The sequence below is a fragment of the Nocardia sputorum genome, assembly GCF_027924405.1.
Taxonomy (GTDB): Bacteria; Actinomycetota; Actinomycetes; order Mycobacteriales; family Mycobacteriaceae; genus Nocardia; species Nocardia sputorum.
Map to the genome: position 1 here is coordinate 5767628 of NZ_AP026978.1, position 11594 is coordinate 5779221.

Genomic DNA, 11594 nt, shown 5'->3' on the forward strand with positions numbered 1-11594 from the left:
TCAGTCGGTGTTCAGCCGGAATCCGACACCGCGGACGGTGACGATGCGCCGTTCGGCCATGGGGCCCTCGTCACCGATCTTGCGGCGCAGCCAGGACATGTGCATGTCCAGCGTCTTGGAACCGCGCAGCTCCGCGTCGCCCCAGACCTCGCGCAGGATGGTCTCGCGCGGCACCACTTGACCCGCCCGGTCGATCAGCACCTTGAGCAGCTCGTATTCCTTGTTGGCCAAACCGATTTCGACGCCGTTGACCAGCACGCGCCGCGCGGCGGGCTCCAGGCGGATGCCGCCCACCTCCACCGTGTCGTCGCCGATCCCGCTGCGCCGCAACAGCGCTCGCACCCGGGCGAGCAGCTCGGCGAGCCGGAACGGCTTGCCGACGTAGTCGTCGGCGCCCGCGTCCAGTCCCACCACGAAATCCACCTCGTCGGTGCGCGCGGTGAGCATCAGCACGGCCAGGTCCGCCCCGCGGGCGCGCACCTGGCGGCACACCTCCAGCCCGTCCATACCGGGCAGGCCGAGGTCGAGAATGAGCAGGTCATGGCCGCCCTCCAGGGCTCGCTGCAGCACGGCCGGGCCGAAACTCTCTACGGTGACCGAGTAGCCCTCGCGGCCGAGCGCGCGCGACAGCGGGGCGGCGATGGCGTCGTCGTCCTCGGCCAGCAGTACAGCGGTCATACGCCCAGGTTACGGGCTCACCGGTAGCTGGGACGGTCGTCCCGGCGCTCGTCCCGGCCGTCGCGATGGCGCTCGACCTCGAACACCTGGTGGTACAGCAGCGCGTGCACCTGCTGCACCGACGGGATGTCGTCGTACTCCAACGGCTCCGAGGAGGACGACTCGATGATCAACGTCCCGGTGCCCAGCAGCCGGTCGAACAGCCCGTGCCGGAACTGCACACTGGAGATCCGGCTCATCGGGATATCGATGCCGGTGTGGGTGAGCACCCCCTGGCGCACCAGCACTCGCCGGTCGGTGACGATGAAATGGGTCGATTTCCAGCTGACAATCGGTGCGACACAACGCCAAAGCAGAATCGCCGCATACACCACGAGCACCGTGATGAGCAGCGCCGAACCGGTGGTGCCGGTGGCCTTCTGCGAAACGAGTCCCCCGGTGAAACCGGCGAGCGCCGTGGCCACGATGAGCGTCACGATCGGCCAGAAGAGCATTTTCCAATGCGGGTGGCGATGCAGCAGCAACCGTTCGTCGGGTGTCAGCACATCCTCGGGATAACCCATGTCAGGAACACTACCGCGTGAAGATCCCGGAACGACCGACACCGCAGCGCGTCATGCTGCACAATCGGCACCCTGCGTGTGACGATTCCGCGCAGTGGCTCTCTGTATCGCGCAACGCCCGGCTCACCATCACCGCCGATCCGACCGTGGAGGAACGCGTGACCAAAGACCTGACCCCGCTGCAGATCCTGACCGAACTCGAACCCGTCGCCGAGCAGAATGTGCACCGGCACCTCTCCATGGCGAAAGACTGGAATCCGCACGATTACGTCCCGTGGAGCCAAGGCCGCAATTTCGCCGCCCTGGGCGGCGTGGACTGGGAGCCGGAGCAATCGCGCCTCAGCGAAGTCGCCCGGGTCGCCATGATCACCAACCTGCTCACCGAGGACAACCTGCCCTCCTACCACCGAGAGATCGCGCTGAACTTCTCCGAGGACGGCCCGTGGGGTACCTGGGTCGACCGCTGGACCGCCGAGGAGAACCGCCACGGCATCGCCATGCGGGACTACCTGGTCGTCACCCGCGCCGTCGATCCGGTCGCCCTGGAAGAGGCGCGGATGATCCACATGAGCAACGGCGTCCAGTCACCGCAGGGCTGGGGCGGATTCCTGGCGAGCGTCGCCTACGTCACCTTCCAGGAGCTGGCCACCCGTGTCTCGCACCGCAATACGGGCAAGGCGTGCGACGACGCCGTCGCCGATCGCCTGCTCCAGCGCATCGCCGCCGACGAGAACCTGCACATGATCTTCTATCGCTCGGTGTGCGGCGCCGCGCTGGATCTCGTGCCCGACCAGGCCATGCCCGCGATCACCAGGATCATCACGAATTTCCTGATGCCCGGCGCCGGGATGCCCAACTTCCGCCGCTACGGCGTGCTGATGGCCAAGCACGGCATCTACGACCTGCGCCAGCATCTGGAGGAGGTCGTCGAGCCGGTACTCAAGCAGTGGAACGTCTTCGAGCGCTCGGATTTCGGGCCGCGCGGCGAGCAGGCGCGCGACGAACTGGGCGAATTCGTGGAGAAGCTCGGCAAGAACGTGATCAAGTTCGAGGAGCAGCGCGACCGGGCGCTCGCCCGCGAGGCCGCGCGCGGGGTCACCGAGTCCGTCTGAGGCCAGGAACCAAGCCGATCACGACCCTCGGTACCGGCCGAGCATTCCCCTCGGTACCGGCCGAGCATTCCGCTCGGTACCGGCCGAGCATTCCGCTCGGTACCGGGGCCGGGCACGCCGCTCGGTACCGGCCGGGCACGCCGCTCAGTACTGGGCGCGCAGATGCGTGACGTCGCCCGCGGACACCGCCTGGTCGCCGATGAGCAGGCGGCCGTAATCGTCGACGCCCGCGGCGACGCCGGTCAGCGTCCGGCCACCGGGTAGCTCGGCGCGGACCTCGGTGCCGATCGTGGCGCACCGCTCCCGGTAGGCGGCGGCGAGCTCGTCGGTCGCCCAGTCCGCGTCGCGCCACGCGGTGAAGCGACGGACGAACTCGACGAGCAGGGATCGCACGAGCACCGTGCGATCGGTCTCCCGCGCGCCCGCGATGGTCAGCGACGTGGCGTGTGGCACCGGCAGTTCTTCCTCGGTGAGACTCACGTTCAGCCCGAGCCCGATCACCACCGCGGGCGCGCCACCGCTCGACGCGACCTCGGCCAGGATGCCCGCCACCTTGCGGCCCTCGATCAGCACGTCGTTGGGCCATTTGAGTTCCGCGGCCACGCCTGCCGTGGTCCGCAGCGCGTCCACCACGGCGATGCCGGTCAGCAGAGCCAGCCAGGCCAGCGACGCGGGCCCGATCCCCGGCAACCGCACCAACAGCGACATCGCGAGCTGCGCCCGGGGCGGGCTGACCCAGGGTCGCGCGTGCCTGCCCCGGCCCTGCACCTGCGTCTCCGCCAGCAGAACCACGTGGTCGGCGTCCGGATCCGCCGCCCGCGCGATCAGATCCGCGTTCGTGGACCCGGTCGACTCGACCACATCGATCCGCGAGAAGAACGACAGCTCGGGCGTGTCGGCGGCACTGCGCCGCAACTGCTCTGCATCCAACGGTGGCCTCTGCACACCGGCAGGCTACTCGCCGTGCGGGGCGCTACCCGACCAGGTCGTAACCGGAGAAGATCGGGTCACGCGCCGCCGCGCCCATGCGGTCGCCGTCCTCGGGCTCGCCTTCGGCGGTCTCGGCCCAGCACTCCGGCTCGCCGTACTTCGGCTCCGTTTCGGCGGTTCGCGTCCACGCCGCGGCGGCGGCGTATTCGGCGAAGGTTCTACCCCATTCCCACATGACGCGCTCCTCCCCTGAGCCCGGAAATCATTCGCCCTCAGGCTATTCGGACCCCACCAGCGGGCGATACTCATTTTTCGCCTTCCGACCCTGCTACCGACCAGGAAGTTTGCCTAGGAAAATTGATCTAGCTGCGGTTTTTACTCACCGGTAGCCCCCGTCTGGGTTACCGGGAAACACTGGTACTGGTTACACTCCGAAGCCATGACGAGTGTCCAGCAGCAGCCCGCATCAGGTCCGGCGGGCTCCCCCGATATCCACACCACCGCCGGGAAGCTGGCTGACCTGCGGAATCGGCTGGAAGAGGCCAAGCACCCGATGGGTGAGGCCGCGGTCGACAAGGTGCACGCGAAGGGCAAGATGACTGCCCGCGAGCGCATCCTCGCTCTGCTGGACGAAGGCTCTTTCGTCGAGCTCGACGCACTGGCCCGCCACCGCAGCGTCAACTTCGGCCTGGAGAACAACCGGCCGCTCGGCGACGGCGTGGTGACCGGCTACGGCACCATCGACGGCCGCGACGTCTGCATCTTCAGCCAGGACGTCACGGTGTTCGGCGGCAGCCTCGGTGAGGTCTACGGCGAGAAGATCGTCAAGGTGATGGACCTGGCCCTGAAGACCGGCCGCCCGCTGATCGGCATCAACGAGGGCGCGGGCGCGCGTATCCAGGAGGGCGTGGTCTCCCTGGGTCTGTACGGCGAGATCTTCCACCGCAACATCCAGGCCTCGGGTGTGATCCCGCAGATCTCGCTGATCATGGGCCCGGCCGCGGGCGGTCACGTGTACTCCCCCGCGCTCACCGACTTCGTCGTGATGGTCGACGGCACCAGCCAGATGTTCGTCACCGGCCCGGACGTCATCAAGACGGTCACCGGCGAGGACGTCACCATGGAGGACCTGGGCGGCGCGCACACGCACATGACCAAGTCCGGCGTGGCGCACTACGTCGCCTCCGGCGAGCAGGACGCCCTGGACTACGTCAAGGACCTGCTGTCCTACCTGCCGAGCAACAACCGCGCCGAGGCCCCGCGGTTCCCGGCCACCGACCCGATCGACGGCGCCATCGAGGACTCGCTCACCGACGAGGACCTCGAGCTGGACTCGATCATCCCGGACTCGCCGAACCAGCCCTACGACATGCACGAGGTGATCCGTCGCCTGCTCGACGACGACGAGTTCCTCGAGGTGCAGGCCGAGCGCGCGATGAACATCATCGTCGGCTTCGGCCGGATCGACGGCCGCAGCGTGGGCATCGTGGCCAACCAGCCCACCCAGTACGCGGGCTGCCTGGACATCGACGCCTCGGAGAAGGCCGCGCGCTTCGTGCGCACCTGCGACGCGTTCAACATCCCGATCATCACCCTGGTCGACGTGCCCGGCTTCCTGCCCGGCACCGGCCAGGAGTACAACGGCATCATCCGGCGCGGCGCGAAGCTGCTCTACGCCTACGGTGAGGCCACTGTGGGCAAAATCACGATCATCACCCGCAAGGCCTACGGCGGCGCCTACGACGTCATGGGTTCCAAGCACATGGGCGCCGACGTGAACCTCGCCTGGCCCACCGCGCAGATCGCCGTCATGGGCGCGTCCGGCGCCGTCGGGTTCGTCTACCGCAAGCAGCTGCAGCAGGCCGCCAAGGACGGCGGAGACGTCGATGCGCTGCGGCTCGAGCTCCAGAACGAGTACGAGGACACGCTCGTGAACCCGTACGTCGCCGCCGAGCGCGGCTACGTGGACGCGGTCATTCCGCCCTCGCACACCCGTGGCCAGATCGTGTCCGCGCTGCGACTGCTCGAACGCAAGATGGTGACCCTGCCGCCGAAGAAACACGGCAACATCCCGCTGTGATCGAGCGATACCCTCGATAGGCCGCGCGCAAAGGGTGGCATCGGTCTCGGTAACACTTACTCTGGCGTGTACCGGCTTGTTGCAGAGAAGCAATGAGTGCGTCCGAGGACAGTTGCTTCATCCATAACTTGTCGGAAAACGGGAACAGCCTGATCAGTTCCGCTGATAAGGGCGAAGAGAGGACCTGGCACTGTGACGACCGTGGCAGAAGAAGATGTGTTGAGCGCCGTCGAACTGGATCTGACAGTCGACCCGATCGCAGACGAGGCCGGTGCGTCCACCGGTCCGACCGCGACAGCGCAATCCGCCGAGGCCACCCCGGAGCCGTTCTTCCGTGTCGTGAAGGGCTCGCCGACCGATGAGGAACTCGCCGCGCTGGTATGCGTGCTGTCCGCCGCCGCGAACAGCGCCGCGCCGGCCGGGCCCTCGGGTCCGCCCGACCTGTGGGGCCATCCCACGCTGATGCACCGCGGCTCTTCACCGTTCTCTCCCTACTCTTTCCCGCTGCTGTCCCACCTGCGCGGGTGACGCGGCTGATCCTGGCTTCCGCGTCCCCGGCCCGCCGGGAGGTTCTCCGCTCGGCGGGCATCGACCCGATCGTCCGGGTCTCCGCCGTGGACGAGGACGCGGTCGCCGCCGCCCTCCCGGAGGGCACGCCACCTCAGGGGGTCGTGGTGGAGCTGGCGCGCGCCAAAGCCGCCGCCGTGGCGGCCGCGATCCCGGAATTCGCGGCCGATTGCGTTGTCGTGGCCTGCGACTCGATGCTGCTCGTGGACGGCGAGCTGCAGGGCAAACCGCACACCCCCGAGGTCGCTCGCGCACGATGGGGCGACATGGCCGGACGCAGCGCGGATCTGGTCACCGGCCACTGCGTGGTGCGGATGCGGGATGGCCACATCACCGCCGAGGCGGTCGACTGCAGCAGCACCACCGTGCATTTCGCCAAGCCGGAGCCGGACGAGCTGGACGCCTACATCGCGACCGGTGAGCCGCTCCAGGTGGCGGGCGCGTTCACCCTCGACGGGCTCGGCGGCTGGTTCGTCGATCGCATCGATGGCGACCCGTCCAGCGTCATCGGGATCGGGCTACCACTGCTGCGCCGATTGCTTGGCGACGTTGGGATCGGCGTTACGCAACTGTGGGGCCACACGGCCTGACGGCGCGGTCAGCGCTTCGGCGTCGCCACCGGGGGGCACCGTCGCCGCCTGCTGGGCCTCGGCGCGCTGGGCCGCGATGAGTTCCAGCCGGGCCACGCACAGCTCCGGCTCGACGAACGGATGCATCCGCACGTCGATCGTCCCCTGCGCACCGCCCCGGTCGAGCACCTCCTCGATGAGACCGAGGTGCACGCCGCAAACCACTTCGGAGTGCGTCCGCGCGAGTTCGCGCAACGGGCACGCCGTCAACCGGATCAGCGCCTTGCCCTCGGTCTCCGGAGACGGGTCACGCTCCGGGGCGAAACCCAGTTCCGACATCAACGTCATCGTGAGGTCCTTGGCGTCCTCCAGCGACTCCACCCGATGGTCGCCGACGTCGAGCCGGCTGCCCCAGGCGCGGCCCGCCGCGATCGCGGCCTCCGACCTGCGCCGCGAGTCCGGGCCGAGCTGGTCGGCGAGCACCTGCGCCAGATCCTGGTAGCCGACCGATCGCTGCACCGCGCTGTATCCGATGCGCGGCCGCCCACGCCCGCGCGGCGGCTGCTGGAACTGCCGGACGAGGGATTCCCTGGTGAGCACATCGAGGTGGAAACGGACCGTGGTGACGTGCTGTCCGGTGATTCTGGCCAGTTCCTGGGCGTCGAGAGGCTCGCTGGCGCCACGTAGGATCGCGAGCAGTCGCCGCCGCGGCCAAGAATCGGACATAGCTCACCCCTCCTCCCGGGAGACTTTATCGGATGTGGGTGCCCTTTATTCGGCCCTCATCCGATTTGTGATCTGAAACGAAGGTCACTGTCGCCTCACACCTACGATCGCTGTGAGGCCTCGAACCGCTGTCACCACCGTCCACCCATGCGTGAAGGACCCAACACCGTGCCCGTCGCTCCGGACCCTCATCCCTCACTCGGTTCCTACGCATATCCTCACCGACTAGTAACCACGGAGTGGCTGTCGGCAAACATAGGCGCGCGCGGACTCAAGATCATCGAGGCCAACGAGGACACGCTGCTCTACGACATCGGGCACGTTCCGGGCGCCACCAAGCTGGATTGGCGAAGCGATCTGAACGATCCGGTCACGCGCGACTATATCGACGGAACCCGCTTCACCGAACTGATGCGCGCCAAAGGGATAGAACGTGACGACACGGTTGTGATCTACGGGGATCGGGGCAATACGCAGGCGGCGCACACCGCGTGGGTGTTCACGCTGTTCGGACACGAGGACGTGCGCCTGCTCGACGGTGGGCGCGCGGCGTGGATCTCCGAGGGGCGCGACACGACATTCGAGCCCGACTACCCGGTGCGCAGCGCCTACCCCACCGTGCGCCGGGACGACGTCACCTTCCGCGCCTTCCGGGAGGACGTGCTCGCCCACTTGGGCAAGCCGGTGATCGACGTGCGTTCGGCCGAGGAGTACTCCGGCACGCGCGTGGGCGAACCAGCCGATCCCGAGGACGCCGCACTGCGCGGCGGCCACATTCCCAGCGCGTCGAACATCCCGTGGTCGGAGGCGCTCGCGGCCGATGGGAGCTTCCGATCCCGCACCGAACTCGACGACGTCTACCGCGCGTTGGCCGGCCAGGACGAGGTGATCGTCTACAGTCGAGTCGGCGCGCGATCCGGCCACACCTGGTTCGTCCTGACCTACCTGCTCGGACGCGAGGGCGTACGCAACTACGACGGGTCCTGGACGGAGTGGGGAAACTCGGTGCGGATGCCGATCGCCAGAGGGGACGAACCCGGTGAAGTACCCGCTCGCGGCGGTTCGCGGCGCGCCAGGAGCAGGTAGGGCGGGGCGCGGTCCCAAACACAGGCCGCGTACGTTGTGATCCACGACCTACTGATCAGTAGGGCTAGCCGAGTGCGGCGTCTGTTGGCAGACTGCCTACACTCGCCCGAGACGTAAGTTTGTCGACTATGGGAGCGGAGCCTGCGCAGCGACCCCATCCCGGCGAAGCGACCAGAAGAATGCACACAGGAGGCTCAGTGCCCAGCCATGCCAGCGCGCGGATCACAAAGGTACTCGTAGCTAACCGAGGCGAGATCGCCGTGCGCGTGATCCGGGCGGCCAAGGATGCCGGTATCGGCAGCGTCGCGGTCTACGCCGAGCCGGATGCCGACGCTCCGTTCGTCAAGCTCGCCGACGAGGCCTTCGCCCTGGGCGGGCAGACCTCGGCAGAGTCGTACCTGGTGTTCGACAAGATCCTCGACGCCGCCGCCAAGTCCGGCGCCGACGCCATCCACCCGGGTTACGGCTTCCTGTCCGAGAACGCCGACTTCGCCCAGGCCGTCATCGACGCCGGGCTGATCTGGATCGGTCCCTCCCCGCAGTCCATCCGCGACCTGGGTGACAAGGTCACCGCGCGGCACATCGCCGAGCGCGCGAACGCGCCGATGGCCGCGGGCACCAAGGACCCGGTGAAGGACGCGACCGAGGTCGTCGAGTTCGCGAAGAAGTACGGCGTGCCGGTCGCCATCAAGGCCGCGTTCGGTGGTGGTGGCCGCGGCATGAAGGTCGCGCACTCGATCGAGGAGATCCCCGAGCTGTACGACTCGGCCGTGCGTGAGGCGACCGCCGCCTTCGGTCGCGGCGAGTGCTTCGTCGAGCAGTACCTCGACAAGGCCCGCCACGTCGAGGCCCAGGTCATCGCCGACAAGCACGGCAACGTCATCGTCGCGGGCACCCGGGACTGCTCGCTGCAGCGGCGTTTCCAGAAGCTCGTCGAGGAGGCCCCCGCGCCGTTCCTGTCCGACGAAGTGCGCGCGAAGATCCACGCCTCGGCCAAGGCCATCTGCAAGGAAGCCGGTTACTACGGCGCGGGCACCGTCGAGTACCTGGTGCAGGGCGAGACCGTCTCCTTCCTCGAGGTGAACACCCGCCTGCAGGTGGAGCACCCGGTCACCGAGGAGACCGCGGGCATCGACCTGGTGCGCCAGCAGTTCCGCATCGCCAACGGCGAGAAGCTGGAGATCACCGAGGACCCGACGCCGCGCGGCCACGCCTTCGAGTTCCGCATCAACGGCGAGGACGCCGGCCGCGGCTTCCTGCCCGCCCCCGGCCCGGTCACCGTGTACCGGGAGCCGTCGGGCCCCGGTGTGCGCGTGGACTCCGGCGTGGTGGCCGGCAGCGTGATCGGCGGACAGTTCGACTCCATGCTCGCCAAGCTGATCGTCACCGGTGAGAACCGCACGCAGGCGCTGGAGCGGGCGCGGCGCGCGCTGGCCGAGTTCGAGGTCGACGGCCTGGCCACGGTCATCCCGTTCCACCGGGCGATCGTCGAAGACCCGGCGTTCATCGGTGACGGCGAGAAGTTCGACGTCTACACCAAGTGGATCGAAACCGAGTGGGTCAACACCGTCGAGCCGTTCACCGGCGCGAGCGCCCCGGCCGAGGAGGACGAAGAGGCGCCGCGGCAGAAGGTCGTCGTCGAGGTCGGCGGCCGCCGGGTCGAGGTGTCGCTGCCGGGCAACTTCACCGTCGGCGCCGGAGCGGCCGGTGCGGCGGGCAACGGCGCCGGTGTGATCCGCAAGAAGCCCAAGCCGCGCAAGCGGGGCGGCGCGGGCGGCGGCGCGGCTTCCGGTGACGCGGTCACCGCTCCGATGCAGGGCACCGTCGTCAAGGTCGCCGTGGAAGAGGGCCAGTCGGTCGAGGCGGGCGATCTGATCGTGGTGCTCGAGGCCATGAAGATGGAGAACCCGGTCAACGCGCACAAGGCGGGTGTGGTCACCGGCCTGTCCGTCGAGGCAGGCGCGGCGATCACGCAGGGCACCGTGCTGGCGGAGATCAAGTAGTACCCGGCGGAGCCGGACACACGGGCGGGCGCGGACCGGGAGGTCCGCGCCCGCTTCTTTGTTCACGCCGCGGTCCCCCCGCCGTCACGCCGCTGGACCCGATCCGCCCACCGGCGTGTCGTATCGTGATCCGGTGACCAGCTCGACAAGCCTCTCCCCTGTCGCGGAGGTGATTCGCGCGCGGCGTGCCACGTCCGGCCGTGCCGACGGTCACCGCCTGGTGCTGGTGATCGAGGGTGGCGGCAGCCGGGGCGTGTACTCCAGCGGCATGGTGTCCGCACTGGAGGAACTGGGACTCGCCGGGGTGTTCGACGCCGTGTACGGCACGTCGGCGGGCGCCATCAACGGCGCCTGGCTGCTGTGCGGGCGCGCCATCCCCGGCATGCGCTCCTGGACCGATCCGGCGATCATGCGCCGTGCCATCGACCCGGCCCGGCTGCTGCGCGGACGCCCGGCGTTCGACCTGCGGTATCTCGTGCACCAGGTGTACGACGGCATCGAACCGATGGATTTCGCGGCGATCCTGGCCAACACCACGACGTTCCATCCGATCGCCACCGATATCCGCACCGGGCAGTCGGTCGACCTGCACCCGCACATCACCGACAAGCACACGCTCATGCGCGCGTTGCGCGCGTCGGCGGGCCTGCCCATCCTGGCCGGACCGCCGGTCGCCCTGGGCGGCTCGGCGTTCTTCGACGGCGGTCTCTCCGAGACCGTGCCGATCCGCACCGCGGTCCGTGCGGGCGCCACCCTCGCCTTGGTGCTGCGCACCCGGCGGGTGGACGAAAGACGCCCGCCCGCGTCGCGCCTGCACCAGCTCGTCGGTGGCGGTTATATGCGCGCCGTGGCTCCCGGCGCGTACCGAGCCTGGTTGGAACGCCCGCGCCAGCAGGACATCGAAGACCGCGCGCTCGCCGAACTGGGCGACTCGGTCCTGCAGATCCACCCGCCCGTCGGCTCTCCCGACATCGACAGCGCGACCCGCGACACCACGCTGCTGGCCGCGGGCCTGCAGATCGGCCGCCGAGCCGCGCTCGCCGCACTCTCCGCCGTCCTTCCCGCCGCCTGACCGCGAGCGGATTCTCAACGCGGGAGTTCTTCGCGGCACCGGCATCCTCGGACATCCCCAGCCCCACAGGGGACCTGGCATGCGCGGGCAGCGACGCCGCCGGATCGTGAACCAGCTGACGCCCGCCCCGGCGGCCCTCGCCACGGGCTGACGCGGGCGGCGAGCGGCCGGGTCAGACGCCGCAGGTCCGCTTGACCGCGTAGGCGAG

The 11594-nt window shown here is 68.9% G+C and carries 12 protein-coding genes; 7 read left to right on the plus strand and 5 right to left on the minus strand.

From position 1 onward, the window contains the following. Both QMG86_RS26105 and QMG86_RS26110 read right to left on the minus strand, forming a co-directional pair. Entirely contained in the window at positions 1-678 is a 678-nt protein-coding gene (locus tag QMG86_RS26105) for a response regulator transcription factor (protein ID WP_039796233.1), read from the minus strand. A 17-nt stretch (positions 679-695) separates the two neighbouring features. After that, entirely contained in the window at positions 696-1241 is a 546-nt protein-coding gene (locus QMG86_RS26110) for a PH domain-containing protein (RefSeq protein WP_281875298.1), read from the minus strand. A gap of 158 nt (positions 1242-1399) precedes the next feature. Between QMG86_RS26110 and QMG86_RS26115 the strand changes: the two genes are divergently transcribed. Continuing rightward, positions 1400-2353 carry an acyl-ACP desaturase gene (locus tag QMG86_RS26115; protein WP_281881138.1) on the plus strand — a complete coding sequence of 318 codons (954 nt, stop codon included), beginning with the start codon at positions 1400-1402 and terminating at the stop codon, positions 2351-2353. A 144-nt stretch (positions 2354-2497) separates the two neighbouring features. Here QMG86_RS26115 and QMG86_RS26120 read toward each other — a convergent pair whose 3' ends face one another. After that, positions 2498-3298 carry a biotin--[acetyl-CoA-carboxylase] ligase gene (locus QMG86_RS26120; protein WP_281875299.1) on the minus strand — a complete coding sequence of 267 codons (801 nt, stop codon included), beginning with the start codon at positions 3296-3298 and terminating at the stop codon, positions 2498-2500. A 28-nt stretch (positions 3299-3326) separates the two neighbouring features. Next, entirely contained in the window at positions 3327-3518 is a 192-nt protein-coding gene (locus QMG86_RS26125; protein WP_281875300.1) for a hypothetical protein, read from the minus strand. 204 nt (positions 3519-3722) lie between these two features. On the opposite strand from QMG86_RS26125, the gene QMG86_RS26130 reads away from it, so the two are divergent. From QMG86_RS26130 to QMG86_RS26140, 3 genes are all read left to right on the plus strand, one after another. After that, positions 3723-5363, plus strand: a complete 1641-nt coding sequence (locus tag QMG86_RS26130; protein ID WP_159839352.1) for an acyl-CoA carboxylase subunit beta — start codon at positions 3723-3725, stop codon at positions 5361-5363. Between the two features lie 201 nt (positions 5364-5564). Further along, on the plus strand, positions 5565-5891 hold the full coding sequence (locus QMG86_RS26135) for an acyl-CoA carboxylase subunit epsilon (protein WP_434086125.1): 327 nt from the start codon (positions 5565-5567) through the stop codon (positions 5889-5891). Continuing rightward, positions 5888-6520: a nucleoside triphosphate pyrophosphatase gene (locus QMG86_RS26140; RefSeq protein ID WP_281875302.1), complete on the plus strand. Its 633-nt coding sequence runs from the start codon at positions 5888-5890 to the stop codon at positions 6518-6520. Before QMG86_RS26135 ends, QMG86_RS26140 begins: the two co-directional genes overlap by 4 nt. Here QMG86_RS26140 and QMG86_RS26145 read toward each other — a convergent pair. Next, positions 6449-7225: a helix-turn-helix transcriptional regulator gene (locus QMG86_RS26145; protein ID WP_281875303.1), complete on the minus strand. Its 777-nt coding sequence runs from the start codon at positions 7223-7225 to the stop codon at positions 6449-6451. The genes QMG86_RS26140 and QMG86_RS26145 overlap by 72 nt on opposite strands. Positions 7226-7393: 168 nt before the next feature. On the opposite strand from QMG86_RS26145, the gene QMG86_RS26150 reads away from it, so the two are divergent. From QMG86_RS26150 to QMG86_RS26160, 3 genes are all read left to right on the plus strand, one after another. Next, positions 7394-8311, plus strand: a complete 918-nt coding sequence (locus QMG86_RS26150; protein WP_281881139.1) for a sulfurtransferase — start codon at positions 7394-7396, stop codon at positions 8309-8311. Between the two features lie 197 nt (positions 8312-8508). Further along, complete coding sequence (locus tag QMG86_RS26155; protein ID WP_281875304.1) at positions 8509-10314, plus strand: acetyl/propionyl/methylcrotonyl-CoA carboxylase subunit alpha; 1806 nt, start codon at positions 8509-8511, stop codon at positions 10312-10314. A 133-nt stretch (positions 10315-10447) separates the two neighbouring features. Beyond that, positions 10448-11386 carry a patatin-like phospholipase family protein gene (locus QMG86_RS26160; RefSeq protein ID WP_281875305.1) on the plus strand — a complete coding sequence of 313 codons (939 nt, stop codon included), beginning with the start codon at positions 10448-10450 and terminating at the stop codon, positions 11384-11386. Positions 11387-11594 lie beyond the last annotated feature (208 nt).